The following is a 26,490-nucleotide window of genomic DNA, read 5'->3' on the forward strand; positions in this document are numbered from 1 at the left end:
GGACAGGGTGGGCGCCACGGATGCACTTTCGGCCGGTGGGACGGCGTCTCGGAATGCCCCGGCGGCGCCGCGCGCGGCGCGGCCGGGTTTCCGGGCAAGCTTGGCCCCCGCACCAAGAGGTAGCCGGTGCGGTGCCTCGGCTCAAGGCCGCGTTGCGGCGGCGCCCCCCTTGCACCGATCCCCCTTGCGCCTATGGAGGACCGCATGACCGAGAAGCTGACGATCCGCGCCCTGTGCGACCTGGGCCTCATCCCCGAGACCGAGGTCAAGGCGGCCATCGAGGCCTTCATGGCCGACCCGATGGCGCCGCCCTTCGTGTTCGCGGCCGGCTACCGGCTGAACCTGGCCAAGGCCATCCGCCGCCATCCCGGCGCCAACGACTTCATCCACCGCAGCGGCGCCGGGCCGCAGCTCCGGCGTCCCTTCGTCGAGGCCGCGATCTGGGAGGCGCGGCCCGACCGGGGCTGAAGCCGACGCACCGGGTCCGGTTGCCCGCCCGGCCGAGGTCACCGCCCGGCCGGCGGGGCGAGCCGCCCAGAACGGCGGATTCATCCACCCAGAACGGTGGATTCATCCACCCGGAATGGTGGATTCATCCACCCAAGATGGTGGCGAGCACCTGCCGGGCGCGCTCCAGGTCGGCGCGGGCCTCGGCCTCCGCGGCCTCCGCCTGGGCCAGGCGATGGACGGCGTGCATCAGGGGCGAGCCCCGGGTCAGACCCTTGAGCGCCTCCACCGCCGCGGGATCGACCGAGGCGAGGTGGGCGACATCGCCCAGGAGCAGGGCGAGGCGGTGCTCGCAATGCTGGTCCGCGACCCCCTCCGGGCAGGTGCAGGTGAAGCGCACGCCGCGTGGCGTCTTCGTCGCCTCCATCCGGTAGACGCCCTCGCCATCGGAGCGTGACACGGAGAAGATCAGCGCGGTCATCGAGGCTCCTATGGTCATGCTTGCTTGGGATGATGCCGGTTCGACGGGGTCTCTGCTGCGGCGCGAGGGCAACGTCTCCGGCGGGCAACTCTAGCCGACCATCGAATGCGACGCACCCACTCGCAAAGACCCACTCGCAAAGACCCACTTGCAGACGCGACCCGCCGGAACCACATCGGAACGGTCGGAACAAATCATGAACGCGATGGGGGCTCCGCATCGCGACGGGCGGACCGGATGAGAACGGCGGACAAGCAGATCGCGGACATTCTGGTCCGCTACGGGGAACCCTTCGGCGGCAATGTCTGGCGCGTGCAGGGCACGGCGGTGATCTATCACCGGACCCTGGAGCGGATCGCGGCCCAGGCCGGCATCACCTTCGACCCGCCGACCCTGGTGCGGGCCGAGCGCGACGAGGCCGTCATCCTGGTGACGGGCAGGATGGCGGGGACCAAAACCGGGACGAAGGCCGGGACCGAGCGGGTCGAGTGGTCGATCGGCGAGGCCCTGGTCAACGTGAACTACCGGGTGTCCGGCCGCCAGGCCGGCTACGTCTACGCCATGGCGGAGAAGCGGGCCAAGGACCGGGTGATCCTCAAGCTCCTGGAACTGCACGGGCTGGTCTATTCCGAGGAGGAGGCCGACGAGTTCCGGCAGGGCCACCCGGCCGCGATCGAGGCCGTCGACGACGCCTTCGCGGATCCCGATCCGTTCGACGCGGTGACGGAGGCCGAGGCCGACCTGAAGCGCCGCATCGACGCGCAGGACAGCATCGACGCGGTGACCGACCTGATGCTCGATGCCGAAACCCAGCAGGTGCTCGCCGGAATGCCGCCGGGCACCCGCGACGAAGTCCGCGACTACGCCCGCGCCCGCCTCGTCGCCTTGGGCTGGCCGCCGAAGAAACCCAGCCGCCGCGCGGCCTGATTCAACAGAAACAGCCGCCGCGCGGCCTGATTCAACAGAAACAGCCGCCGCGCGGCCTGAGCCTGACGCAGGACTCGTTGCGTGAACAGGATGATCCGCCCGGGCGAGATCGAACCGCATCCGGGCCACGACACCCTCGCGGGCACGATCGAGCGCGTCACCTTCCACAACGCCGAGACCGGCTTCTGCGTGCTCAAGGTGCACGTGGCGGGCCGGCGCGACCTCGTGCCCCTGGTCGGCCACGCCCCGGCGATCGCGGCGGGCGAGTGGATCGCCGCCGCGGGCCAATGGACCAGCGACCGCCAGCACGGGCTGCAGTTCCGGGCCGAGACCCTGCGGGTGACGCCGCCGACGGGCCGCGACGGCATCGCCCGCTATCTCGCCTCGGGCCAGATGCGCGGCATCGGACCGGCCATGGCCGAGCGCATCGTGGCGCTGTTCGGCGCGGACACCTTCGCGGTCATCGAGGCGGAGCCCGGCCGCCTGACCGAGGTGGCGGGGATCGGCCCCAAGCGCGCCGCCCGCATCCTGCGCGGCTGGGCCGAGCAGAAGCAGGTGCGGGAGATCATGGTGTTCCTGCACGCGCACGGGGTCGGCACCGCCCGGGCGGTGCGTATCTTCCGCACTTACGGGCGCGACGCGATTCCCGTCATGACGCAGGACCCCTATCGCCTCGCCCGCGACATCCGCGGCATCGGCTTCCGCACCGCCGATGCCATCGCGATGCGGCTCGGGATGGCGCCGGAGGCGCCGCAGCGCCTGCGTGCCGGGATCACCTTCGCGCTCCAGACCGCCACCGATGCGGGCCACTGCGCCCTGCCGACCGAGCGCCTCGTGGCGCTCGCCCAGCGCCTGCTCGCGGTCGAGCCCGATCTGATCCGCCTCGCCATCGCGCTGGAACTGCGCGGCGCCGACGTGGTAGCGGACACCATCGAGACCGGGCCTTCCGGGGCCGAAACCTGCCTGTTCCTCAAGGGCCTGCACGGGGCCGAGCGGGCCATCGCCGAGCGCCTGATCGCGCGCCGCGACGGCCCCCCGCCCTGGCCCGCCATCGACGCTGCCCGGGCGATCCCCTGGGTCGAGGCGCGCACGGGCCGGACCCTGTCGCCGTCGCAGGGGGCCGCCATCGGGACGATGCTCGCCGCCCGGCTCTGCGTCCTCACCGGCGGGCCCGGCGTCGGCAAGACCAGCACGCTCGACGCGCTCCTGCGCATCCTCGGCGCCAAGGGCGTGCGGGTGCTGCTGGCCGCCCCCACCGGCCGGGCGGCCAAGCGCATGACCGAGCAGACCGGGCTGGCGGCCAGGACCCTGCACCGCCTCCTGGAGATCGACCCGGCGGGCGGCGGCTTCACCCGCGACGCCGACCGCCCGCTCGACTGCGACCTCCTCGTCGTCGACGAGGCCTCGATGATCGACGTGCCGCTGATGAACGCGCTCCTCAAGGCGATGCCGGAGCGGGCGGCCCTGCTCCTCGTCGGCGACGTCGACCAATTGCCCTCGGTCGGGCCGGGCCAGGTGCTGGCCGACCTCATCGCCTCGGCGCGCGTTCCCGTGGCCCGCCTCACCGAGGTGTTCCGCCAGGCCGCGGCGAGCCGGATCGTCGTCAACGCCCACCGCATCAACCGCGGGCTGATGCCGGAGGCGTTACCCCCGGTCCCGGAGGCCGGGCCTCCGGGGTCGGAGACCACAGCTCCGGCATCTCCGGATGCGGCGGATTTCTACTGGATCGCGGTCGACGATCCCGAGATCGGGCTTGCCCGGCTGGTCGACGTGGTCACGACGCGCATCCCCGCCCGCTTCGGCCTCGACCCGATCCGCGACGTGCAGGTGCTGACGCCGATGCTGCGCGGGGTGCTCGGCAGCCGCAACCTCAACCACGAACTCCAGCGGGTGCTGAACCCGCCGGGGGCCGAGGCGGTGGAGCGCTTCGGCTGGCGCTTCGCCCCCGGCGACCGGGTGATGGAGACGCGGAACGACTACGACCGCGACGTATTCAACGGCGATCTCGGCTGCGTCACCCGCATCGATACCGAGGATCAGGCGGTGATCGTGTCGTTCGACGGGCGCGCGGTCGCCTATCCGTACGGCGAACTCGACACCCTGGTGCCGGCCTTCGCCACCACCATCCACAAGAGCCAGGGCTCCGAATATCCGGCGGTGGTGATCCCGATCGTGACCCAGCACGCCGCCATGCTGGCGCGCAACCTCCTGTACACGGCGGTGACGCGGGGGCGGCAACTGGTGGTGCTGATCGGCCAGCCCCGGGCGATCCGGATGGCTCTGTCCGGCGTGCGGCAGGCGCGGCGCTGGACCAAGCTCGGCCAATGGCTGCGCGAGCGCGGCTAGGAGGGGGCTTTCTCAGGGCGGCGGCCAGCAACGGGTTCGCACCCGTGGCCACCGGCCAAGGTTGAGCACCGGGCCGCGTCAGAACGCGCAGGGCCGGAATCTTGATGAGAACAAAAGAAGAACTTATATCGACGGAACGCCGCTGCAGACCCGTCTTGTCGACAGGATCCGTCCTTCGCGAGGCCCCGCCTCCGAAGATTGTCGGTCCTCTTGGGAGACGCGTCGCGACTCAAACCGAGGAGAGGCCCGGACATGGCTGTCCCGCGTCAGTCCCAATCCCCGTACCGCTTTCACTGCACCGACGGCCACATGGCCATCATCGACCCGACGGGGCTCGCCATCGCCGACCGGACCCAGGTCCGTTTCCACGCCGTGGAGGTGGCGCTGCACGCCATGGAGCGGGTCGGGGCGGCGCTCGACTGGTCGGACTGGATCGTCGACGTCCACGACGGGCAGGGACGCCGCGTCCTCGTTCTCCCGTTTCGCGAGATTCTCCCTGTCCGCGAGATTCTTCCCGTCCGCGAGATTCTCCCGGCCGGTGAGGTTCGCCCCGTCGGCAAAGCCGCGCGGGTGTCGCGGGCGGCCTGACCCCGGCGCGGGGCACGGGCCGGCGCTGCGATGTCAGGCGTGATGCCAGGCAAAATCCATGAAATGCAAAAGGGCATGAAAGGCAAAAGGGTATGAAAACCACGCCGAAGCGGGCCGCCTACACGATCGAGACCCTGTCCTACAGCAGCACCCGCCTGGTCCGGCTCGGCGGCCGGAAGGTGGCGATCCTGTTCCCGCCTCTGGCGGCGGGCGGCCCCTACCAGCTCTATCCCCATCCGGACACCTTCCGGAGCCTGACCTTCGCGGGCCTGCCCCAGCCCCTGCGCCCGGAATTCATGGCCTTCGACTCCCTCGAGGCGGTGGAGGCGTTCCTGGGCATCCGCTCCGCCGCACCGGCCCGGGACGCCCTCCCGCTGGCAGCCTGAGGCCGGTCGGATCAGGCGCCGGGGCCGGCGCCTTCGATCAGCCGGGCATACTCGGCCTCGGCGGTGCCGTAGCTTCCGCCCGCCAGATCCAGCAGGGCCGGGCGGTCCAGGATGGTGATCCGTCCGCGCCGCGCCCGGATGATATGCTGGCTTTCCAGGACCTGCACGGCGAGCGTCGCCCCGGTGCGCTGCACCCCGAGCATCAGGGCCAGGAACTCGTGCGTGATGGCGATCTCGTCGCCATCGACCCGGTCGTGGCACATCAGCAGCCAGCCCGCGAGGCGCACCTCCATGGTGTAGGTGGCGTTGGCATGCGCGGCCTTGCCCAGGTGGATGATCTGGACCTGGACGTAGCGCAGCAGCAGGGTCCGGAGAGAGGCGCTTTGCGCCACGGCCCGGTTGAGCAAGGCGGCGTCGATGGCGAGCAGCTGCCCGGCCTTCTGCACGAAGGCGTGGTTCGGCGTCCGGTCGCTGTCGAGCAGGATGGGGGTCGCCCCGACCAGCCCCTCGCGCCCGATGATCCCGATCTCGACCCGGCCCGCCGCCGATCCGGTCACCACCGAGACGAACCCGTCCTCGGGAAAGTACAGCTGCCGGACGGGCTGGTGCGGCAGGATCAGGGACTGGCGCAGGGGGGCGGCCATCGGCTCCAGGTGCGGCTGCAGACGCGCGAAGTCGTCCGGCGCCATGGCGCGGAGCAGGCGGTTGCGCAGATCGCCCTGCCGGGGCACCGGGCCGGCCTGCTCGGTCCTGGTGAGGGGAGCCTTGGCCGGAGGAGCATTGGAAGGAGGGGGTTTGGGCTGGACAGTGTCGGGCATGGCGCTCCCTCACGACGGCAAGAGCGCGCTCTGTCTCCCAATCGCTTGCGGCCGAACCGGAGCAAGCAACCACTTGATAGTGGTCATCCCGACGTAAAAATCAAGTATTTCCAGAAATCACGATGCGCATCTGCTGAAAAAACAGACTTTTCGCGTATCGAAATACGAGTGCGTGTCGAAGACGAGGGCGGTTGTGGAATGGCCTCCTGGGCATGGTGCCGGTCGCGAAACCCGTTCGACGCTGCGGGCTGTGCGGTTTCGGCGACACCGCGACGCTTTCACGAGGCGTCGGGATGAGAGGCGGCGATGGCCCGTGGCGTCGTCCGTAGTTCCAACCTGGAATAAGTAAAAAACATAGTCCTTGCATCGTAATTATGAATCCTGCCAAGACGATTTTGGGTCACGGACAGTAAGTCAATTCACGTCTGCGACACCGCTCTCGTGCTCACCCGGAATGGTCTTTGGCTGTGAACCGCTTTGTGCTGAATGATAACGCCCGTCCGATCGCCAAGGTAGCCCAACGTTGCCTTCTGGCGACGCTGATGTCCGGCGTTGCCGCGATCGGGTTCGGTATTCGCGAGTCTCATGCGCAGAACGCCACCGATGCGGTCACCCTCGACACGCTCTCGGTGGAGGGCGTCGGCCTCGGGCGGAACGCGTCGGGCAGCCAGCCGGGCGGGGCGGTCGGGCCGGTGCGGGGCTACGTCGCCACCCAGAGCCGCGTCGGCACCAAGACCGACACGCCGATCCTGGAGACCGCGCAGTCGATCTCGGTGGTCGGTCGCCAGCAGATCGAGGATCAGAACGCCATCACGATCAACCAGGCGCTGCGCTACTCGCCGAGCGTCACCACCGAGCAGCGCGGCGGCTCCGGGGCCAGCCGCCTGGAACAGTTCTTCATCCGGGGCTTTACGGCGCCGCTGTTCCTCGACGGCCTCGCCCTGCCGGGCAGCCGCGACGCCTCGGCCAGCATCGACCCCTACCGGCTCGAGCGCATCGACATCATCAAGGGGCCGGCCTCGGTGCTCTACGGGCAATCGGGACCGGGCGGCATCGTCAACCTCGTGTCGAAGGTTCCGCAATTCGTCCGCCACGGCGAGATCTTCGTCCAGGGCGGCGGTTTCAACGAGGTCCGGGGCGGTTTCGACATCGGCGGCCCCCTCCCCGCCGAGGCCGGCCCGCTCGCCGACCAGTTCGCCTACCGGGTCATCGGCCTCGGCTGGACGGGCGACGGCCCGGCGGTGACCACCCGGGTCGAGCGCGTGCTCATCAACCCGAGCGTCACCTGGCGGCCCTCCACCGACACCTCGCTGACCATCATCGGCAATTACGAGCGCGATCCGTTCTCGGGCTTCTACGGCGGCTTCCCGGCCGTGGGCACGGTGTTCCCGCGCAACTTCGGCAACGGCTTCACCGGCCGCCTGCCGGTGGACTTCTACGACGGCGACCGCAACTTCGAGCGTTCGGACCGGACCCAGGCCTCGATCAGCTACATCTTCGACCACAATGTCAACGAGGCCCTGCACTTCCACTCGGCGGGGCGCTACCTGCGCACCGAGGGCGATTACCGCAGCGTCTACGGCGCCTTCAACGACACCACGGGACCCTTCGCCAGCGGCCCGCTCATCGACCGCTCGCGCATCGCCACCCGGGTCGGCATCGACGCCTACACCCTCGACAACAACCTCGTGGGCAAGTTCGATACCGGCATCTTCGCCCATACCGCCCTGGTCGGCGTCGATTACCGGAGCTTCGAGACCCGGACGCTGTCGTCGGCCTTCCCGGCCGCCCCCAGCCTGAACGTCCTGTTTCCGAACTACGCCATGAACATCCCGACGCCGCCCTTCACCACGGATTCGCGGATCACCTCGGAGCAGACCGGCGTCTATTTCCAGGACCAGGTGAAATTCGACCGCCTCGTCCTCACCCTCGGCGGCCGCTACGACTGGGCCCGCAATTCCGGCCCGACCCGGAGCCTCGCCACCAACGTCGTGACCAACCAGGACGTGCCGTCCGAGGCCTTCACCGGCCGGGCGAGCCTGCTCTACCTCTTCGACAACGGCTTCGCGCCTTACGTCTCCTACAGCGAGGCCTTCGAGCCGATCACGGCCGGACGGATCTTCGACGCGAATTTCGGCTCGATCGGCCGCATCCCGGACCCGATCACCAGCGACCAGTTCGAGGCCGGCATCAAGTACCAGCCGCCCGGCACCGACATCCTGCTCACCGCCGCCGCCTTCGACATCCGCCGCTCGAACGCGACCAACCCCGATCCGGTCAACCGGAACTTCGTGGTGCAGACCGGCGCGGTCGGCGTGCAGGGCATGGAGTTCGAGGCGCGGGTCAATCTCGCCGAGGGCCTGAACGTCATCGGCGGCTTCTCGTTCATCGACGCCCGCGTCGTGACCGACCTCACCACCACGCTGAACCAGGTCACCAACCAGCAGGTGGCGCTCCAGGGCCGCGTCCCGGTCCAGATCCCGGACACCACCGTGTCGCTGTTCGCCGATTACCGCTTCACCAGCGGCCCCCTGCTGGGCCTCGGCATCGGCGGCGGCGTGCGCTATCTCGGGTCGTCCTGGGGTGACCCCGCCAACACCTTCAAGGTCCCGGAGAGCGTCCTGGTCGATGCCGTGCTGTCCTACGACCTGAAGAACCTCGACACGACGCTCAACGGCTTCACCCTGCAGGTCAACGCGCAGAATCTCCTCGACGAGCGCTACGTCACGGGCTGCTTCAGTTATTCGAACTGCTATTACGGCCTGCCCCGCACGGTCTACGCCACCCTGCGCTACCGCTGGTAACGCGCAGGCTCAGGGCGGCGCGACAATCCGCAACCGGAGGACCGCATGGGGACGACCTTCCGTCAGGCGATGGCCTGGCTCCACACCTGGTCCGGCCTGATCGTCGGCTGGGTCCTGCTGGCGGTCTTCGTCACCGGCACGGCGAGCTACTACCGGGCCGACATCTCGCGCTGGATGCGCCCCGAATTGGTGCAGGCCGCGCCGCTCTCGCCCGACGCCATGGCGCGGGCGGCCGAACTCGGCGTCGCCCACCTGACGGCCCATGCGGGCGGGGCCCGGACCTGGTTCGTCGGCCTGCCGCAGCCCGACAGCCCGGTCATCGACCTGTTCTGGCGGACGAAGCCCGGCACCCCGCCGGGGCAGGCCCGGCTCGACCCCGCGACGGGCGCGCCGGCCGCGATCCGCGACACGAAGGGCGGCGATTTCCTCTACCGCTTCCACTTCGAGCTGCACATGCCGCCCCTCTGGGGCCGCTGGATCGTCGGCATCTGCGCCATGGTCATGCTCGTCGCGCTGATCTCCGGCATCGTCACCCACCGGCGCATCTTCGCCGATTTCTTCACCCTGCGGCGGGACAAGTCGCCCCAGCGCGGCTGGCTCGACGCCCACAACGTCACCGGTGTGCTGGCGCTGCCGTTCCACCTGATGATCACCTACACGGGCATCGTCACCCTCGCGGTGATGTACATGCCCTGGGGCATCACCACGGCCTACAAGGGCGAGGCCCAGACCTTCTTCGCCGAGAGCGGCCAGATCCCGGCGCCGCGCGCCCCCGCCGGGCAGCCCGGCACGCTCGCGCCCATCGGCCCGATGGTGCGGGACGCGATGGCGCAGGTGTCGGAACCCCTGGAGCGGCTGTCGATCGCCAACCCGCGGGACGCGAATTCCGTGGTGACGGCGGTGTTCGAGGAGCCGCACGGGCTTTCGCACGCGCATCCGCAGATCGCCTTCGACGGGGTGACCGGCGCGGTGCGCGAGGTCCGGCAGGGCGGCCTCAAGCCGGCGACCCGGACCTTCACCACCATGGTCGGCCTGCACGAGGCGCATTTCGCCGGGCCGGCCCTGCGCATCCTGTTCTTCGTCTGCGGCCTGATGGGCTCCGCCATGGTGGCGACCGGCCTCGTGCTGTGGTCGGTGGCGCGCCTGCCCAAGGCCGGCGAGCGGGGCTTCCTCGGCCTGCGCCTGGTCCAGGCCCTCAACATCGGCGCCGTCGCCGGGCTGCCGGCGGGAATCGCGGCCTACTTCCTGGCCAACCGTCTGCTGCCCCTCGGCCTGTCGGGGCGGGGCGACTGGGAGATCGGGGCCTTCTTCACCACCTGGGGCCTCGTCACGCTCGCGGCCCTCGCGGGGCCGGGGCGCAGGGCCTGGGGCGTGGCGCTGGCCGCGACCGCCGGTCTCTATCTCGCGGTGGTGGCCGCCGACCTCGCCCTGGTCGATCACCGCTGGGCCGGGCTCTTTGCCGGGCAGGCGCGGTTCGTGTGGTTCGACGCGACGCTCCTCGCCTTGGCGGGCCTGTTCGCCTTCGCGGCCCGCAAGCTCGCCCGCTATGCCGGGCCGCGGCGGGCGGCCCGGGCCGCCGCGGCCGCGCCAACCCGTGCGGGCCTCGGCGACTTCGCCCCCATCGGCCCGTCCGCCCGCTGAGGCGGGCGCGCAAACGGCTCGGTGCGGGGCAACCAAACCGGCCCGTGCCCGTTTCCAGGGTCCTTCAACGAACCCGAAACGGGACGACCCGCCATGATGTACCGCCTTGCCGCCGCCGCCGGCCTTTTCGCGATGAGCGCCGGCCTCGCGCTGGCCCAGACCCCCGCCACCACCCCTGCCACCGGGACCGCCGCCGGCGGCACCGTCGCCAAGACCGACAAGGACCTGAAGGAATATCAGCTCGCCGCCGTCAGCAAGGTCACCCTCGCCCAGGCGCTGACCACCGCCGAGAAGCAGGGCGAGAAGGGCCGCGCCATCGACGCCGACTTCGAGAAGGCCGATGGCAAGAACCCGAACCACTACAGCATCAAGGTCGTGTACCCCGACGGCAAGCTGGTGGAGTACGGCATCAACGCCGATGACGGCGCTCTCTACAAGACCGAGAACCAGCCGATCGAGCGCTACTTCACCCGCCTGAAGCCGGCCGATTTCCAGAAGGCCACCGTCTCGCTCAAGGACGCCCTGGTCATCGCCGAGAAGAAGGCCGGCGGCGGCAAGGCCTACGAGGCCGAGGTCGAGCGCGAGGGCGCCTCGGTCGAGTACGAGATCAAGGTGGCGCATGCCGACCGCGAGCAGACCGTCAAGGTCGGCCCGGACGGCAAGGTCGTCGACTGATCCCACCCCGGACGGCCGGCCCCCGGGCCGGCCGGCCTCCGTGCCGGCGAGACGGCCCTGGTTCCGCCAGGGCTCAGCGGTAGTCGGTCGGCGTGAGCCCGTGCCGGGCGATCTTGTCGTAGAGGGTCTTGCGCGGCGTGCCGAGGGATTCGGCCGCCATCCGGACATCCCCGCCGGCCATGATCAGCTCCTCGCGGATCAGGCTGCGCTCGAAGCGGTCGACCTGATCCGCCAGGGTGCCGTCGGTGACGGCCTCCGGGGCCGAGCGCTCCAGGTCGGCGAGGCCCAGGGCGAAGCGTTCGGCGAAATGCCCGAGTTCGCGCACGTTGCCGGGCCAGTCGTGCCGACGCAGGTGGTCGAGCACCGGGCCGGTGATCGCCGGCACCTCGCGGCCGAACCGGGTGGCCGCCCGCCGCAGGAATTCCTGGAACAGCAGGATCACGTCCTCGCGCCGGTTCCGCAGGGGCGGGATCGCGATCGTGATCACGTTGAGCCGGTGGTAGAGGTCGTCGCGGAACGTCCCCTGCGCCGCCGCCTGTCCGAGATCGACCTTGGTGGCGGCGACCACGCGCATGTCGACGGCCAGGGTGTCATTGCCGCCCAGCGGTTCGACCTTGCGTTCCTGCAGCACGCGCAGCATCTTCACCTGCAGGTTGAGCGGCATGCTCTCGATCTCGTCGAGGAAGAGCGTGCCGCCCTGGGCGTGCTCGATCCGGCCGACCCGGCGCTTCAGGGCGCCCGTGAAGGCCCCGGCTTCGTGGCCGAACAATTCGCTCTCGGCGACGCTGTCGGGCAGGGCGCCGCAATTCATCGCCACGAAGTTGCGCTTGGCCCGCCGGCCCCAGCGGTGCAGGGCGCTGGCCACCACCTCCTTGCCGGCCCCGGTCTCGCCGAACACCAGCACGTCGACATCGGCATGGGCCACCTCGCGCACCAGCTGACGCAGGCGCACCATCTCGGGCGAGACTCCGAGGAAGGCCGGGTCCTCCTCCAGGGCGGCATCGAGGCGCGCCCGCAACTGGCGGTTCTCCAGCACGAGGCGGCGGCGCTCCAGGGCGCGCCGGGCCGAGGCCAGCAGCGCCTCGGCCGGGTAGGGCTTGGCCAGGAAATCGTAGGCGCCGTCGCGCATGGCCGCGACCGCCATGCGGATGTCGCCGTGCCCGGTAATCAGGATCACGGGCAGTTCCGGGTCGATCGTCCGCAGGCGCGCGAACAGGGCATTGCCGTCGAGGTCGGGTAGGCGCACGTCGGTGATGACGAGGCCGGGCGGATCGGCCAGGATCGCCGTCAGGGCCGGCCCGGCCGCCCCGAAGGTCTCGACCCGGAAGCCGTCGAGCTCCAGGCTCTGCCGGTTGGCGCGGCAGACCTCCGCCTCGTCGTCGATGAAGACGACCCGCTCGGCCGAACCCGGCCCATCCGCTGTCTCGCTCACGTGGTCGCCTCCGCCGGTCCCGCCGCCCGGCCGGCCTTTTGTCCCAGGCTCTCTTGCTGTCCCAGGCTCTCTTGCTGTCCCAGGCTCTCTTGCTGTCCCAGGCTCTCTTGCTGTTCCAGAATCGTCTGCTGATCCAGGCCCTCTTCGGGGTCCCGGACCTTGGCCAGGACCTTGGCCAGCACCATGCGGAAGATCGTTCCGCCGTACAACCGTCCGTGACTGTCCGCCGTCGTCTGAAAGATCATTGAAAACATTTGGATTTCCAGCGGTGGACGGTTGCCATCGTCCGCCCTTGTGCGCCACAATCCGCGTTAAGAATGTGGGTAGAAGTGGGGGCAGAATGGCGGCACCGGGTAAGCTTAGTGCCTTGTCCGCTAGCCGAGCAAGGGTGGCTGGCATGTACGGCGACGGCGGCGGATTATGGCTTCAGGTTTCAGGAGCTGGAGCCAAGAGCTGGATCTTCCGCTTCACCCTGAATGGCCGGTCTCGGGAGATGGGGCTGGGGTCGTTCTCCACCTTCACACTGGCCGAGGCGCGCGAGAAGGCGCTTGCCTGCCGGAAGCTTTGTGCTGAGGGGATCGATCCGATTCAGGCACGACAGGTCCGGCGCGGGGAGGCTCAGCTAGAAGCAGCGAAGGCCATGACCTTCCGCGAGTGTGCCCTCGCCTATATCGAGTCGCACAAAGCCGGGTGGCGGAATGCCAGACATGCCAGTCAGTGGCCGACAACCCTTGAAGGCTACGTCTACCCAGTCTTCGGCGATTTGCCTGTGCAGGCTGTCGATACTGGCCTCGTGATGAAGGCGATCGAGCCGATCTGGGCAACGAAGTCGGAGACGGCCAGCCGTCTGCGCGGGCGGATCGAGTCGGTCCTGGATTGGGCAACCACGCGCGGCTACAGGCGCGGCGAGAACCCGGCTCGGTGGAAAGGGCATCTTCAGAACCTGCTGCCAAAGCGGTCGAAGGTTCAGCGGGTTACGCACCACGCCGCCCTGCCCTACTCCGAGATGGCCAGCTTTATGGCCGAGCTACAAACGCGCGAGGCCGTCGCCGCCCGTGCTCTGGAGTTCACCATCCTGACGGCAGCCCGCACCGGAGAGATTATGGGTGCTCGGTGGGTCGAGATCAATCTGTCGGCGGCCATGTGGACGATCCCGGCAGAGCGGATGAAGGGCGGCCGCGAGCACCGCGTGCCCCTCTCGGCTGCCGCCGTGGATCTCCTCAAGGTCCTGCCGGGTTCCTCTGCGGGCGAGTTCGTCTTCCCTGGAGGGCGCAGCAAGCCGCTGCCAAAAACTTCCATGCTGGAGTTGCTGAAGCAGGTGCAGCGCCTGGACGTCACGGTCCATGGCTTCCGCTCCACGTTCCGCGACTGGGCTGCGGAGACGACCAGCTTCCCGTCTGATGTAGTGGAGATGGCGCTGGCGCACGCTGTGTCCGACAAGGTGGAGGCGGCTTACCGGCGCGGCGATCTGTTCGCAAAGCGGCGCGAATTGATGGACGCTTGGGCTCAAATGGTCGGAGGTATCGATGAGCAACCCGCCTGATCCTGCGGCATCCGATCTAAAAGCAAAAATTCTTTCGGGCGCACGCCACGCCAGCATCCTGTCAGCTTCAGAGCGGCGGGTGTGCATCAAATCTCTCTTTGAGAGTTGTGCACTTGCTCAGATTGAAGCAACGACGGAGATCTTCGAGCTTGCCTACGGTGATGCGAACGGAAGTGCATATTGGGCAGGTTGGCTGACGGACGATTTCTCAAACCTCTACCAATTCGTTCGCCTCCTAGAGGTTCATAGCGGCAAGGCGCAGGACCTACATTACATCAGCCGCAGTCCGATCCTCGAAGCCTTGTCGATTGCCTCGCGAGCTAAGCCACCTTGGCTTCGTTTTGTCGGCGGCGAAGACCGAGATCTCGGCGAATCCAATCACCCCCAGCACTTAGCCCACTGGGAAGTCTGTCGTGGACCTGCTGTTAGATGGCTTTCACAACATCCTGAGTTTAGGGAGCTGTTGCCGCCACTAATGGCAAAGGCTCTCGCCGTAGAGTTGCAACAGGAAGAACCAGCATCTCCTTCGGAGCGGATGACACCGCAGAAACTGATGTGCCGTGACGCATTCGCGGCTCTCTACCCGAATGGAATACCGGACAAAGGGCACAAATCAGACCAAAAACTTTACGGAGATGTAGAAGAGCATATCCGTAAAAGCGGTAGAATACCGCCGAGTAAAGATACTGTTCTGCGAGAAGCTGGTAGAACGAGGCGCCGCTCCAAATAAGCAATAGGCTTATTGCTTTAATTGCTTTTGTTGCCCCCTTACCAGTACCCCGCAGTAGACCTTAAGTTCGTCCTCAGCCGCTCGAACACCGGCGGACACGTAAGGATCATCGCCATGAACTCTCATAAGGTTCAGGCGCCGCAGGGAGACCTGCGCGCGTCAACGGAGAAGCTTGCCTACACGCTGCCTGAGGCGCTGTACGCGACCGGTCTCGGCCGCTCTACGATCTACCTGCTGATTTCTGAGAGGAAGCTGCGGACGATCAAGGTCGGCACCCGCACTCTCATTCCGGCGGACAGCCTGCGCGGGTTCCTGGCCTCTCTTGAGATGGAGGCCGCATAGGATGTTGAAAACAATTGAGGGACGCAGCGCCGGCAAGCGCTCACGTCCCTCGGATGTTGTCTCTCGGCAGATCGACAGCTCCGAAGCTACCGTATCCCTCCCCTCCCTTCAAGCAGCTTACCTCGCGCAACGTTATAATCTGTCACCTGCTATCGCTGCGGCTTTAACCAGCCATTGCTTCGGCTTCTCCGATGATTGGAGGGCTCGGCGATGAGCACCTCTATCTCTCGTCAGAAGCGTCGGATCATGGCGCGCTACGCCGAAGCGGCAGACCACGCCGTCGAGGCCGACCGCCGGTTTTTTCAGCGTCATCCTGAGCGGAACTACCTCATCCGCGTCCTGTCGCGGGCTGAACGAGCGCAGATCGAGGCTCTTAAAGGCAGCACGCTCAACCTTACGTCCGATGCGCCAGTTGCCTTCTCGGCCATCAAGCAGCTCGCGCCCGGCGTGCGGCTCCGGTTCGTCGCCTTCGGTCCGGTTGAGGCTGTCGGCGAGAACCTCAGCGAGGTGGAAGCCCGCGCGGTCTGGGAAGGCCTTGCCGACGTGCATCCGACGGTGCGCGAACGTGAAGTCATGTTGAAACAGGCCATGTGCCAGCCAGGCGGGCCGCTCCACCAGGGAGGCGCAGCATGACCGAGCAAGCCTATCACGGCACGCCAAGCGCTCTGCGAGACTTCGTGGCTGAGTGCCTGAACATGACCGCCTTCTACTCCGGAATGGCCGTCGACTATGCGGCGGCCGGCGACGACGTCCTTCTGGACGTCTCAGTTCGTCGCGCGATTGCCGCGCTCCGTCAGGGCGCCTCGACGCTTCAGATGCTCAAGGAGGAGAACGCAAAGCTCCTGCATGCCCGTCAGGTCGCACGCGCCGAACGTGAGGGCGCCGATGCGGCGCTCGGATTGTAGGGGAGCGACATGGAAGATCGTGATCCCTTCGACGAGATGTACGAGGCACTAGGTCCGGAGCTTGCCCGTCCCTGGCCCCCCATCAGCGATGACGAGGAGGTTCCTGCGAAGCCAAAGAAGGCCAAGCGGAGCAAAGGCGACCGCCCGAAAGGCGGCGCGCCGTGTCATTTGCCGGTCGTTCGCGCTGCGGCGGGTGAGGTTCCGCGCGCCATTCGCGAGACTGAGACGCTACTGCTTGATGCCGGCACGCAGATCTACACACGTGCCGGTTCGTTGGTCCGGCCGGTGACTGACACCGTGCCGGCATCCAAGGGCCGTACAACGACGATTGCTCGGTTTCGGTCGTTCTGCCAGCCGAGCCTTGCTGACCACCTTGCTCGGGTGATCCGATACCGCCGGTTCGATAAGCGATGCGAGGATTGGGTGGACACCAATCCGCCGTCCGACATGATCGGCGCCATGTTGGCGCGCGAGGGCGAGTGGCGGCTGCCACCTGTCGCCGGGATCATCACAACGCCGACACTGAGGCCGAACGGTACGTTGCTCGCCACGGCTGGATACGATGCCGAAACCCGGTTGTACCTTGCTCTTGACCGAGATTTCGCCCTGCCCCCGATGTCGGATCATCCGACACGGCTCCAAGCAGAACAGGCCCTCCAGGTCCTTGAGGATCTGCTCGCCGGCTTTCCGTTCGTGGAGCCAGTCGACAAGGCTGTCGCCTTGTCAGGCATCCTGACTGCCGTCGTTCGCGGCACGATCTCGGTTGCACCACTCCATGCGATCCGAGCTCACAGCCCCGGCACCGGCAAGAGCCTGCTGGTCGACATTGCTTCAGTGATCGCGACCGGCCGGCAATGCCCTGTCATCGCAGCGGGCAAGACCGAGGAGGAAACCGAAAAGCGTCTCGGTGCTCTGCTGTGTGACGCAGTCGCTGTCGTCTCGATCGACAACGTGAACGGCGAACTTGGCGGCGACATGCTCTGCCAGATGACGGAGCGCCCGCTCGTGCGCGTGCGCATCCTTGGGAAGAGCGAAGCACCTGAGCTTGAGGTGCGGTCGACCGTCTTCGCAACCGGCAACAACCTCACACTTGTGGGAGACATGACCCGTCGCACCGTGCTGTGCACCCTTGATGCGAAGGTGGAGCGGCCCGAGTTGCGGGAGTTCGACTTTGATCCCGTAGAGCGCGTCATGGCCAACCGGGGCGCCTATGTCGCCGCCGTCATGACGATCATCCGCGCCTATCAAGCCGCTGGCGCGCCGAAGGTCTGCGGTCCCATCGGCAGCTATGGGGAATGGTCCGCCATGGTGCGTGCACCGCTGATCTGGCTGGGCCATGCTGATCCGGTTGCCAGCATGGAAACAGCTCGCGAGGAAGATCCCGAGTTGTCGGCGATCCGTGAGCTGTTCGGGCACTGGCGCAAGCACCTGTCGATAGCCTCAGGCTACACGACGAACACTGTTATCAAGACGGCTTGCGCGAAGGCCGCCGGCAGCAGCTTCGACTACGGCAACGTCGACTTCATTGCCCCCGAATTTCGAGATCTGCTGCTGCGACAAGCCGGTGACGGCGGTGCCGTGAACAGCCGGCGCCTGGGCAAGTGGCTCGGTCGAATCGGCGGCCGTGTCGTCGATGGTAGCTGGATCCACGTTCGCGTCGATGGCAGTCACGGGAACAAATTCTCCCTCTGCGAAACAGACGCGCATGCATGGGAGCCACCGTTCTGATGGTGAGCGGCGCGCGCCCCAATGGGGGTTTCGGGGGTTTCGGGGGTTTGTTTCAAGTGACGTGTGGAAACTGTCAAATCCCTATTCTGACACTCCTGCCAGCGCGGCTGAAAGTAACCCCCAATCCCCCCCAAACCCCCATTGAGCTCTGTGCGGGCACCTCTGATCGCCCGCGCTCCGTGGCGCGCTCGCTCGCATTCTGCGCCGCTCCCGTCACGGCTTGGATCAGCGGGGCTTTGATGATGGGCTTGGGCGCGTCCGTAGAGGGGCGGTCGTCTGAAGTGGGCCGGAACCCCTACCGCACGCACATTCTAGGATATCAAATTTAAATGCGGCCTGATCGGCAGGGACACCCCGCCGCACCTTGGATGTCCTATGCGCGGGCCAAATGAGCGTTAGGTTTGTTCCTGCTGGCGTTCGTCACGCCAGTACCCCGTGAGGGGTTTACCTCCCAATGACTTCAGCCGTCCCTTCGGGGGCGGTTTTTTCGTGAGAGGTGAGCCCCCAACTGGCACGGGCGGATATGGCATCCGCCTCGCAGATCGATTTAGCAGTAAGTAATCAATAGCTTGAGCTAAGTAGCCATGAGCCTACCCACGGTGGCACCCACGATGTAGGCTGAGATCCTGAGAGAATGGCCATACACTCCGCCCGAAACCTGCGTGCAGCTGGGGCAATCACAGCTCTCGCCGAAAGAATGAACTTTGAATTTTCTCTGGAACGGTTGGTGCACGCTGCCGTTCCTAAGCCGCCCAAGGCACAGGTGAGATATCCATGGCTGATAGCCCGACCGTTCTAAGCGCTACCCAATTTGCGAGCGCTCCTAAGCGGAAAAGCTATGGCACGGCCCTTGTTCTTGGGTTGGCAGGCATTGTGACGCTTGGCTGGATAAGCCTGCTCGGGTGGGCAGCGTTGTTGCTCGTCAGCCTTTAATCTGCGGCCTCGGGCCAGACAGGCGCCATGGCGACGAATTCTAGGACGAGCGCGAGGCAACCTAGATAGACGTTTGCATAAGCAAGCATGGCTCCCTCCCCGATGTCAGCGTTCCTACCCCACACCTCTGCGGCGGCGTGATCTACGTATGTGCCGGTTCTGGCCGAGGGCGGCAAGCATGATAGTGCAGCACCATGCAGGATGCTGCCATCATGGTTTGCCGTGTGGTAATGGAGCCACATTTCCTCATGCGTAGGCGTGCCCGAGTTTCAACGCGATGCCGACCGGTGATGGGCGCGCTCTAGAAGGACCGTAGGCCAGCCGAGGGATCATACGTCCTCTCGATGGCCGCCTGGATCAGATCTCGTAGCAGGTCTGGAGCCAACTCCGGATCGTCTTGCGGGATCTCCGCTTCTTTCGAAGCCGCGCTGAGGCGCTGCATAACCGAGCCGACTCGCTCCTCTGTGCGTCCGTTGAAGAACGGATCGCTGTGGACATGCTCGCTGATCCAATCACGCACAAAATTCGATGGGTTCTCGGCCATGGTTTTCCCTGTGTCGACGTTAAACGCCTTCCTGCCGAAGTAAGTTCGAGGGTGCGACGAAGGCCGCACGATACGAGTCAAACAATCCGTCCGCCTGCATCCATCAGTGTTCGCTGGTGTTCGATAGTGTTACTTGCGCAATACACTTGCAAATATTTGAAAAATATACGACATTAGCGCTTCGTAATTAGTTCGTTGCGTGTTCGTCGGGCTTGTGGGCCGATTTAAGCGCAGCGAGCAAGGGGGCCGATCCCAGAGGGCGACGTGACCAGCCCGACAACGGAAACTCTAGCTGCGCGGCCCTCGGTCTTCAGAGGCGTTCAAGCCGGAGAAGGTCACACTCCATTCAAGCCGCCATTACCAGGCGAGGGAAGGACAGAGAATGCCCGATACCGTTCAGACGTTCGGCGACTTTGGCGGCTACACGCTGACTTTGCAGCGTCGCGCCCGCAAGCCTGAGGATGCCATTCAGGGCCTATCCTACGGCCTCACCGTTCAGGCTCTCACCTTGACCAAGGGCGCCACCGTCATCGAGTTGGGTCTTGCAGAGGACAACGCGCCTTATGCGGACACAGCGCTCGTCAGGAGCGGCAAGGTGCTGATCGACGGCTTCGCTGCTATCGGTGCGCAGGTCGTGCTTGGCGACCGCGCGGCACCGCTTCAGGCCTCCGGCACTATGGGAGTCTCCGGCCCCTACATCAGGGCTGTCACGCTGACGCCTGGGACGCCTCTCCCGCCTGGTCGCGGTGTCCTAGTCAAAGGTAGCGGCAGTTTTGCGCTGAAGCTTGCCGGCGGCGGCACGATGACGGTGGGCGACGCGACCGGGTCTGGCGGCACCAAGTTCGACAATGTGGCTGTGGTCGACGCGACCTTGAGCAAGGCTGCCGATACCGTTCAGATCCTCTACTGAGGCCGCCATCGATGGTTGCCCCTCATCCCCGTCATCGATCTCGGCTCACGAACGGCACGACGCTGTTTTTAGGCGACGTGGACGGCCGCTCGGCCATTGCGCGTCGGTTCGGCGACCTCGTGTCGGAACTCGAAGCCGAGCGCGGCGGACGCGCTGCCATGAGGTCGGTCCAGCGCCAGGCCGTCCGCGCCTACGCCACGCTCTGCGTGGAGCGAGAGCGGATCGAAACGAAGATGGCGGCCGGCGAGACCATCAATGCCGACATTTACGGGCAACTGTGTGATCGCATGGACCGTCAGAGCCGCCGCATGGGGCCGCCGAAGGCACCCGAGCGCAAGAGCCTCCGCGATCACCTCGCATCAGGTAGCGCCCGCCCATGAGCCGCATCATCACCATGCGGGCGGCTCTGACCGATCCCTACATCTTCGGCGCCATCCTGCCCGGTGAGACCTGGGCCGCTTGGCGCGCCATCCTCATCGCCTCTCAGGGCGAGCCCCTGAAGGCCGACGAGCGCGCAATCTTCACCGCGCTGACCGGCCGCGAGCGCGAGCCTGATGAGCCCTGCGACGAGGTCTGGGGCGTGGTCGGGCGTCGAGGCGGCAAGACCCGCGCCTTCGCTGTGGCCGCCGCCTACATGGCGGCCTGCGTTGACTACGAGGGCCGCTTCGCTCCCGGCCAGCGCGGGCGCCTGCCAGTGATGGCGTCGGCCAAGGACCAGGCGACGGAAGCCTTCCGCTACCTGCTCGGCATCTTCACAGAGGTGCCGATGTTTGCCGACATGGTCGAGGGCGAGCCGACCCAGGACACGATCCGACTCACGAACCGCGTCGACATCGTCGTGCAACCGGCCAACTTCAAAACCGTGCGCGGCCCGACGCTGGTGGCGGCTGTCTGCGATGAAATCGCCTTCTGGCACTTGGAGGGGGCAGCCAACCCAGACCGCGAGATCCTGCGCGCGATCCGACCGGGTCTGATGACCTTGGGCGGGCCGCTGTTCGTGCTGTCGAGCCCCTATGCCAAGAAGGGCGAGCTGTACGCGACCTATCGGCGGGACTTCGGGGCAAAGGGCGATTCGCGCGTATTGGTGATCCAGGCGCCGACGCTGGCCATGCACGACAGCCCGAAGATCCAGCGCGAGGTTGCGCGGGCCTATGAGCGGGATGCGGAGTCGGCCAAGGCCGAGTTTGGCGCCGAGTTCCGCGACGGCATCTCGGATTTCGTGAGTACGGAGGTGGTCGACAGCTGCACCGATCCGGGCGTGGTCTCACGCGATCCGGTGCCAGGCATCACCTACTCGGCTTTCATCGACCCGGCCGGCGGCTCGGGTCAAGACAGCTTCACGCTCGCCATCGGGCACCGCGCCGAGGATGGGTGCGGCGTCCTCGACCATGTCGCCGGCATCGCCCCACCCTTCTCCCCTGAGGCCGCCTGCATCGAGTTCGCCGCCACGCTGAAGCTCTACGGGATCAGCAAGGTCACGGGCGATAACTACGCGGCCGAGTGGCCGAAAGAGATGATGCGCACGCACGGCATCGCCTACGAACCCTCAGCCAAGCCCAAAGGTACGATCTACGCCGAGTTCCTGCCGCTTCTGAACAGCCGGCGGGTGCGCCTCCTCGATCATGATCCGATGCGCAAGCAGCTGCTCAATCTGGAGCGTCGCACCGCCTGGGGCGGCAAGGACTCGATCGATCATCCGGCCAACAGCCACGACGACCTGATCAACGCCGCTGCCGGGGTGCTCGTCGGCACCGGCACGCGCAAGCTCTCCGTCATGGATCTGCTCTGATGCGTTCCGCCCCTCAGGTGCTCATTCCCTGGAACCCGGCCGAGGCGATCACCGTCTCGCAGGGTGCTGCTATCGCACGCAAATCGCCCCGTACCGTCCGGGAGTGGGCGGCCCGGTACGATATCGGCCGTCGCGTTGTCGGCGGCGACTGGATGCTATCCCGCGTCGCCTTGCTGATGCTCCTTGAAAGCAACAGCGCGGCGCTGGCAGCCTATCTCGCTGGCGATCGGGAGAGCCAAGCCGTTACAGACTATTTTCGAAGAGCTGAGGTCGGTTTGAGGGATGGACCTGCCTAGCGGCCGGTGAGCTTGCATCGCTCAGACCTGATGCGACCCATGCCACGCGCCTGCAACAGTGACCTTCGCGCTGTAGACCGTTTTCCCCGAGGAATTGCGTATCGAGGCAGTGAATGCCTGCTGATCGCTCTTTGGCAGTGCGTCCTTGGCGATCTCGGCGAGTGTCTGCAGAACCTCAGCTCGGCCTGCCTCTACGTCAGGAAGGTCGATTCCTTCTTCATCCACAAAACGCGAGCGGCCGTCATTAAAGTCAAAATAAAGCCTGGGCATAAGCGAACACCTTATCCATATTTTTCTTCGTCAATAATCGTATTTATTTTATTTCTCTATAGTTTACTTTATCTCAAGTTAAGATCGGTCACAGTGTCGGGTGGCCGACAATTTGATGGATCATGCCGGCAACCGCGACGAGCATCCGCATCCCGCCGTAAGCAATCCTTTGCACACCTCAGCGGATTTATTTCAGTTGCGGTGAAGTGATTTCGGCATTGCTGACAATATCGGCGGAAGCGGCGAACTCGACCTTCCAGATCATGCCAAAGGCGGGCAAGGTCACGTCATGTCTTTACCCGAACTTCCTGCCCCCAGCTTCACCGACGGACGCGGTCTCTACCCTGAGCGTCTAAGCGCCAGCGTACCGCGTGGGCTGACCGACCTTGTGAAGGCTGCTGCCAGCGCCGAAGGCGTCGCAACGAGCGAGTTCATCCGGCGCGCCATCGCAGCTCGGGTCAGCATGTTCCAGTACGCTGCCACCCTCAACGAGAGCGAATAGTATGGCATCCGAGAAGAAGATCGGTGGCGTTGTCTACCGCTGCGACAAGCTTCCTGCCGAACAGGCGCTCAAGCTCTACATGCGCCTCAACCAGGTCTTCAAGGGCGACCAAGTGGTGCTCGGCACCATAGCGGCCAACGTCGACCGGGAAGGCGCTCTACAGGCGTTCCTTCACGCCTCGATGAACCAGGTCCTCGACAGCGACGACGTGGTGGCCCTGATCACCGAGGCGGTCGGCTTATGCCGCGTTGGCAACGACCCCGCCATCCTCGGCGTGAAGCCGAACACGATGGACGATGCGGTCGAGGTGGCGTGGTTCGCCTTCGGAGTGCAGTTCCGGGATTTTATCATCGCCGGCCTCGGCAAGATGGCGGAAGCCTAGGTCGGGAAAAGGCGTCCGCCACCATGCTCACGCAAGGCGAAATCGGCCGGATTGCACCGAACCTGGGTCGGGACATGCTGCCCTACCTGCTGCGGCCAACGCCCTGCATGAGCGAGCCGCCGCTGTGCACGCTCCACGAGCTGCGCACGATCTACACCCTCGATGACCTCGCCGACTTCCACGAGGTGTTGGATCTGCGCGAGGCCGCCGGGGAGAAAGCCACCCGCGTGACGGAACGCGAGGCGCAGGCCCGCAGCCGAGGGCGCCGCTGATGGCTGTCATCGAAGAACTTATTGCCAAACTCGGTCTGAGGTTCACCGGCGGCAACGACACCGCCAAGTTCCTGCGCGAACTCGATAAAATCAAGCGGGCGAGCAAGGAGGCCAGCAGAGGCTTCGACTTCAAGTTCGGGGGCAAGTCCGGCCTGAGCCGGGCGGCTGCCGACGCTGAGCGTGCGGCCAAAGCTTTCCGCAAGATGCGTGAGGAAGCTGCCCGTGCGAGCCGTGTTCGTTTTCCCAGCGTCATGCCGGTTGGTCCTGGTGCCCGTCCCGGTACGCACCCTGGCGGTGGCACGGGCAAAGCTGCAATAGCTGGTGCCGTTGCAGGCGGCGCGGGGGCTGGTGGCGTCGGTGCCCTTGCTTCAGTCGGCGCCATCGTGGCGGCTCTCAACCGCTTCGGCACGCTGGAAACCGCTCAGGTTGAGTTGGCCAAGACGACCGAGAAGACCAAGGAGGAGGTGCAGCCGGCCGTCGATCGGTTCAAGCTTTCGGGGCCGAAGTACGGAACGACGGCCACGTCCCTGGTCGGTGCAGCGAGCGCCTATGCGGCGGCTGGCGTCGATTATGACACCTCGATTGAGTCCGCAGAGCTAACGGCGAAGGCAGCCAAGGCCGGGTCGGTGGAGATCGATAAGGCCGCTGCGGCGGCCATCGTCTTCATGCAGAACCTGGAAGTGAAGGTCTCCGACCTCGAAGAGGCCTTCGACTACTCGATCAAGGGCGGCAAGCTCGGCAAGGCCGAGTTCAAGGAGTCGGCCGCCGTCATGCCGGAGCTGGCCGCCTCTGGCTCCAAGATCGGCCTCAAGGGTCTGAGCGGCGTTCGCGACCTGATCGCTGCGCTCACGGTGGTGCGGGAAAGCGCGGCCACCACGAGCCAGGCCGCCGACTTCCTGCGCGACTTCATGGAGAAGATGTCGGCGCCAACCACCGTCAAGGCGTTCAAGAAGGCTGGCATCGACGTCCAGAAGGAGATGAAAGACGCCGACAAAAAGGGCGTCTCTCGCCTGGATCGGATGCTCGATCTCGCCGGCAAGTACACACAGGGCGATGCCTTCAAGGAGGCCGAGCTGTTCGGCGACCTTCAAGCCCGGAACGCCATGAGCGGGCTGCTGAAGAAGCGCGACAAGTACGAGGAATTCAAAGGCACCATCGAGCGCGAAGCGCCTGGCACGATGCAGGCGGATCTCGCCAAGTCGATGGACACCTTCAACAGCAGCGTCGAGCGGTTCGGCGCAACCGTCGACCGTCTCATGGTTGGCGTTGGCGAGGTGATTGCACCTGCTGCCCGTGCCGGCCTCGACGCAGCCTCAGCGGCGGATCAGGCCCGCAGGGATGGCAAAGGCCAGACCCCAGGCGAAGCCAACGCCATGGTCGAGAAGCTGAACAAGCTGCTCGGCGCCCCACCGACCTATCACAACCGGCTCGGCGGCTATGGCGGCATCACCGCCAGCAACTTCGAGGATCGGTTCAACACGGCCGCTCCCGACAAGCGCCCGGCCTTCATGCGCGGCATGGGCAAAGGCATGACCGCGCCGAGCTTCGGGTCTCTCGGCGATCGAGCCAACTGGATGAGCGCGGGCGCTGCGAAGGCAGCCGGCGTCACCAACAACTACGAGAATACCGGCAACGATCAGCGCACGCAGACCGTGACGGTCCAACAGACCGTCAACGGGGTGGCAGGTGTCGCGGCCTCGGCTGCCGCAGGCGCCAAGGAAGGGCTCGCCTCGATGGGGCCGAGCCTTGTGAAGGCCAATTCACTGCCGACCGGCGGCGGCACGGCTGCCAGCCCAGCACCCTGAGGAGGAGGCCATGAGAACACATTACATCCGGCACAGCGACGGCATGGCCGTAACTGACGAAGAGGCCCTTGATCGGGGCACCCTGCGCCCCGGCTACCGCATGAGCGTCGGCCTGACGATGAGCGATGCTGCCAGAGCGGCCGGCGTGTCGCTCGCCGACGCGGGCTTCGTCCAGCACCTGCCCGCACACCTGCTGCCGCACCTCACTCGTCTGGCCGATGACGCCAAGTCGAACGAGGTGTTTCGAGCCCAGGCTGCCGCCAACACCGCTCGCCGCATGGCCGACGAGATCACCCGTACCCAATCCGCCGGACCCGCGAGCGCTCAGGCTGCCCGCTACGTCGCCAGCATCGCCGATCGAGCCCAGGCCCGTGCGATCGCGCTCGGAGGCAATCCTGCTCTGACCATCCATTCCGCAAAGGACTCGGCCATGAACATCAATGACAGCATCCAACGCCTACCCCACGGCCTGCACTCGAAGGTCCATTACGTGCTCGCCGACATGCGAGGCGACAGCCGGACAGTCGTGGAGAACGGCATCCGTAACGCGCAGAGCGTGCTGTGGACCCTCCAGCAGGCTCAGACCGGCGCACCCAGCCCGATGATGGGCGACGCCGCGATGATCGCGGATGCCGCGCCGGCCATCTCCGATGTGGTTCAGCATCTCAACGATGCGATCACCAAGGCGCAGGACCGCGCCTCGAACCTGAACCGCTGAGGATCGCCACATGATCGCGACCGCTCTGAACCTCCCCGACACCTCGTCGGCGCCCGTCATCACCCTGCGCCGGCGCATCGTGGATGCGCTCACGAAGCCGACCAGCTCGGCCGAGGTGCGATCCTGCATCGCTCACACGCAGGCCGACCTAGAGCGGTTTCCACCTACTCCGGATCGTAACCGGCGGCAGCGAAGTAGTTTGCGCACTCGGTTGGGGTGAAGGCGTCGAGCAGATTGCCGACGACAGTCCAGAGCCGATCGACCGTGCGCTCGGCC

Annotated in this window: 29 protein-coding genes and 1 pseudogene; 23 read left to right on the forward strand and 7 right to left on the reverse strand. The window is 66.3% G+C overall.

Going from position 1 to position 26,490, the window contains the following annotated elements; translation table 11 throughout:
* The first annotated feature begins 204 nt into the window (after positions 1 to 204).
* Positions 205 to 468 (forward strand): hypothetical protein, encoded by a 264-nt coding sequence (locus J7U37_RS22775; RefSeq protein ID WP_056181282.1) that lies wholly within the window; start codon positions 205 to 207, stop codon positions 466 to 468.
* A 124-nt stretch (positions 469 to 592) separates the two neighbouring features.
* Here J7U37_RS22775 and J7U37_RS22780 read toward each other — a convergent pair whose 3' ends face one another.
* A complete protein-coding gene (locus J7U37_RS22780) occupies positions 593 to 928 on the reverse strand; it encodes a hypothetical protein (protein WP_056181101.1) in 336 nt (111 codons plus the stop codon).
* A 237-nt stretch (positions 929 to 1,165) separates the two neighbouring features.
* On the opposite strand from J7U37_RS22780, the gene J7U37_RS22785 reads away from it, so the two are divergent.
* The 4 genes from J7U37_RS22785 (at position 1,166) to J7U37_RS22800 (ending at position 5,175) form a co-directional block, all read left to right on the forward strand.
* A complete protein-coding gene (locus J7U37_RS22785; protein WP_247637206.1) occupies positions 1,166 to 1,855 on the forward strand; it encodes a trna delta -isopentenylpyrophosphate transferase in 690 nt (229 codons plus the stop codon).
* Between the two features lie 90 nt (positions 1,856 to 1,945).
* Positions 1,946 to 4,201, forward strand: a complete 2,256-nt coding sequence (locus J7U37_RS22790) for an ATP-dependent RecD-like DNA helicase (RefSeq protein ID WP_247637229.1) — start codon at positions 1,946 to 1,948, stop codon at positions 4,199 to 4,201.
* A 252-nt stretch (positions 4,202 to 4,453) separates the two neighbouring features.
* Positions 4,454 to 4,789 (forward strand): hypothetical protein, encoded by a 336-nt coding sequence (locus J7U37_RS22795; protein WP_247637207.1) that lies wholly within the window; start codon positions 4,454 to 4,456, stop codon positions 4,787 to 4,789.
* Positions 4,790 to 4,881: 92 nt separating this feature from the next.
* Complete coding sequence (locus J7U37_RS22800; RefSeq protein ID WP_056181092.1) at positions 4,882 to 5,175, forward strand: hypothetical protein; 294 nt, start codon at positions 4,882 to 4,884, stop codon at positions 5,173 to 5,175.
* An 11-nt stretch (positions 5,176 to 5,186) separates the two neighbouring features.
* Here the strand turns inward: J7U37_RS22800 and J7U37_RS22805 are convergent, their stop codons facing one another.
* Positions 5,187 to 5,864, reverse strand: a complete 678-nt coding sequence (locus J7U37_RS22805; RefSeq protein ID WP_247637230.1) for a Crp/Fnr family transcriptional regulator — start codon at positions 5,862 to 5,864, stop codon at positions 5,187 to 5,189.
* Between the two features lie 671 nt (positions 5,865 to 6,535).
* On the opposite strand from J7U37_RS22805, the gene J7U37_RS22810 reads away from it, so the two are divergent.
* The 3 genes from J7U37_RS22810 to J7U37_RS22820 all read left to right on the forward strand — a co-directional run bounded on the left by J7U37_RS22810 (position 6,536) and on the right by J7U37_RS22820 (position 11,113).
* Positions 6,536 to 8,797 (forward strand): TonB-dependent siderophore receptor, encoded by a 2,262-nt coding sequence (locus J7U37_RS22810; protein ID WP_247637208.1) that lies wholly within the window; start codon positions 6,536 to 6,538, stop codon positions 8,795 to 8,797.
* A 45-nt stretch (positions 8,798 to 8,842) separates the two neighbouring features.
* Positions 8,843 to 10,438: a PepSY-associated TM helix domain-containing protein gene (locus J7U37_RS22815; protein ID WP_247637209.1), complete on the forward strand. Its 1,596-nt coding sequence runs from the start codon at positions 8,843 to 8,845 to the stop codon at positions 10,436 to 10,438.
* A 93-nt stretch (positions 10,439 to 10,531) separates the two neighbouring features.
* Positions 10,532 to 11,113, forward strand: coding sequence for a PepSY domain-containing protein (locus J7U37_RS22820; RefSeq protein WP_056181089.1), 582 nt, complete (start codon positions 10,532 to 10,534; stop codon positions 11,111 to 11,113).
* A gap of 73 nt (positions 11,114 to 11,186) precedes the next feature.
* Here the strand turns inward: J7U37_RS22820 and J7U37_RS22825 are convergent, their stop codons facing one another.
* A complete protein-coding gene (locus J7U37_RS22825; RefSeq protein WP_247637210.1) occupies positions 11,187 to 12,545 on the reverse strand; it encodes a sigma-54 dependent transcriptional regulator in 1,359 nt (452 codons plus the stop codon).
* Positions 12,542 to 12,799: a hypothetical protein gene (locus tag J7U37_RS22830; RefSeq protein ID WP_247637211.1), complete on the reverse strand. Its 258-nt coding sequence runs from the start codon at positions 12,797 to 12,799 to the stop codon at positions 12,542 to 12,544. The genes J7U37_RS22825 and J7U37_RS22830 overlap by 4 nt, the downstream gene beginning before the upstream one ends.
* 143 nt (positions 12,800 to 12,942) lie before the next feature.
* Here J7U37_RS22830 and J7U37_RS22835 point away from each other — a divergent pair, with 143 nt between their 5' ends.
* From J7U37_RS22835 to J7U37_RS22860, 6 genes are all read left to right on the forward strand, one after another.
* Positions 12,943 to 14,088, forward strand: coding sequence for a site-specific integrase (locus J7U37_RS22835; RefSeq protein ID WP_247637212.1), 1,146 nt, complete (start codon positions 12,943 to 12,945; stop codon positions 14,086 to 14,088).
* Positions 14,072 to 14,818 carry a hypothetical protein gene (locus J7U37_RS22840; RefSeq protein WP_247637213.1) on the forward strand — a complete coding sequence of 249 codons (747 nt, stop codon included), beginning with the start codon at positions 14,072 to 14,074 and terminating at the stop codon, positions 14,816 to 14,818. Before J7U37_RS22835 ends, J7U37_RS22840 begins: the two co-directional genes overlap by 17 nt.
* Before the next feature lie 114 nt (positions 14,819 to 14,932).
* Positions 14,933 to 15,160 (forward strand): excisionase family DNA-binding protein, encoded by a 228-nt coding sequence (locus J7U37_RS22845; protein WP_247637214.1) that lies wholly within the window; start codon positions 14,933 to 14,935, stop codon positions 15,158 to 15,160.
* Positions 15,161 to 15,406: 246 nt separating this feature from the next.
* Positions 15,407 to 15,793, forward strand: a complete 387-nt coding sequence (locus J7U37_RS22850) for a hypothetical protein (RefSeq protein ID WP_247637215.1) — start codon at positions 15,407 to 15,409, stop codon at positions 15,791 to 15,793.
* The gene (locus J7U37_RS22855; RefSeq protein ID WP_247637216.1) at positions 15,790 to 16,065 is read left to right on the forward strand and encodes a hypothetical protein; all 276 of its coding nucleotides are present in this window, start codon (positions 15,790 to 15,792) and stop codon (positions 16,063 to 16,065) included. The genes J7U37_RS22850 and J7U37_RS22855 overlap by 4 nt, the downstream gene beginning before the upstream one ends.
* A 9-nt stretch (positions 16,066 to 16,074) precedes the next feature.
* Positions 16,075 to 17,793: a hypothetical protein gene (locus tag J7U37_RS22860; RefSeq protein ID WP_247637217.1), complete on the forward strand. Its 1,719-nt coding sequence runs from the start codon at positions 16,075 to 16,077 to the stop codon at positions 17,791 to 17,793.
* Between the two features lie 1,234 nt (positions 17,794 to 19,027).
* Here J7U37_RS22860 and J7U37_RS22865 read toward each other — a convergent pair.
* Positions 19,028 to 19,270 (reverse strand): hypothetical protein, encoded by a 243-nt coding sequence (locus J7U37_RS22865; protein WP_247637218.1) that lies wholly within the window; start codon positions 19,268 to 19,270, stop codon positions 19,028 to 19,030.
* Positions 19,271 to 19,652: 382 nt separating this feature from the next.
* On the opposite strand from J7U37_RS22865, the gene J7U37_RS22870 reads away from it, so the two are divergent.
* From J7U37_RS22870 to J7U37_RS22885, 4 genes are all read left to right on the forward strand, one after another.
* Complete coding sequence (locus tag J7U37_RS22870; protein ID WP_247637219.1) at positions 19,653 to 20,180, forward strand: hypothetical protein; 528 nt, start codon at positions 19,653 to 19,655, stop codon at positions 20,178 to 20,180.
* Positions 20,181 to 20,338: 158 nt separating this feature from the next.
* Positions 20,339 to 20,560 (forward strand): hypothetical protein, encoded by a 222-nt coding sequence (locus tag J7U37_RS22875; RefSeq protein ID WP_247637220.1) that lies wholly within the window; start codon positions 20,339 to 20,341, stop codon positions 20,558 to 20,560.
* Entirely contained in the window at positions 20,557 to 21,969 is a 1,413-nt protein-coding gene (locus J7U37_RS22880) for a hypothetical protein (protein ID WP_247637221.1), read from the forward strand. Before J7U37_RS22875 ends, J7U37_RS22880 begins: the two co-directional genes overlap by 4 nt.
* Positions 21,969 to 22,265, forward strand: a complete 297-nt coding sequence (locus tag J7U37_RS22885) for a helix-turn-helix domain-containing protein (protein WP_247637222.1) — start codon at positions 21,969 to 21,971, stop codon at positions 22,263 to 22,265. The genes J7U37_RS22880 and J7U37_RS22885 overlap by 1 nt, the downstream gene beginning before the upstream one ends.
* Before the next feature lie 21 nt (positions 22,266 to 22,286).
* Here J7U37_RS22885 and J7U37_RS22890 read toward each other — a convergent pair whose 3' ends face one another.
* Positions 22,287 to 22,535, reverse strand: a complete 249-nt coding sequence (locus J7U37_RS22890) for a hypothetical protein (protein WP_247637223.1) — start codon at positions 22,533 to 22,535, stop codon at positions 22,287 to 22,289.
* Positions 22,536 to 22,824: 289 nt separating this feature from the next.
* On the opposite strand from J7U37_RS22890, the gene J7U37_RS22895 reads away from it, so the two are divergent.
* The 5 genes from J7U37_RS22895 to J7U37_RS22915 are packed head-to-tail and all read left to right on the forward strand — an operon-like array spanning position 22,825 to position 26,214.
* Entirely contained in the window at positions 22,825 to 23,037 is a 213-nt protein-coding gene (locus J7U37_RS22895) for a ribbon-helix-helix protein, CopG family (protein WP_247637224.1), read from the forward strand.
* A 1-nt stretch (position 23,038) separates the two neighbouring features.
* On the forward strand, positions 23,039 to 23,419 hold the full coding sequence (locus J7U37_RS22900; protein ID WP_247637225.1) for a phage tail assembly chaperone: 381 nt from the start codon (positions 23,039 to 23,041) through the stop codon (positions 23,417 to 23,419).
* Between the two features lie 23 nt (positions 23,420 to 23,442).
* Positions 23,443 to 23,691 carry a hypothetical protein gene (locus J7U37_RS22905; protein WP_247637226.1) on the forward strand — a complete coding sequence of 83 codons (249 nt, stop codon included), beginning with the start codon at positions 23,443 to 23,445 and terminating at the stop codon, positions 23,689 to 23,691.
* The gene (locus J7U37_RS22910; RefSeq protein ID WP_247637227.1) at positions 23,691 to 25,496 is read left to right on the forward strand and encodes a phage tail tape measure protein; all 1,806 of its coding nucleotides are present in this window, start codon (positions 23,691 to 23,693) and stop codon (positions 25,494 to 25,496) included. The genes J7U37_RS22905 and J7U37_RS22910 overlap by 1 nt, the downstream gene beginning before the upstream one ends.
* A 10-nt stretch (positions 25,497 to 25,506) precedes the next feature.
* Positions 25,507 to 26,214, forward strand: a complete 708-nt coding sequence (locus J7U37_RS22915) for a hypothetical protein (RefSeq protein ID WP_247637228.1) — start codon at positions 25,507 to 25,509, stop codon at positions 26,212 to 26,214.
* A gap of 164 nt (positions 26,215 to 26,378) precedes the next feature.
* On the opposite strand, the pseudogene J7U37_RS22920 reads toward J7U37_RS22915, so the two are convergent.
* Positions 26,379 to 26,490, reverse strand: a pseudogene (locus tag J7U37_RS22920) (IS630 family transposase); the annotation flags it as partial.

The sequence above is a fragment of the Methylobacterium sp. 37f genome, assembly GCF_023093475.1.
Lineage (GTDB): Bacteria > Pseudomonadota > Alphaproteobacteria > Rhizobiales > Beijerinckiaceae > Methylobacterium.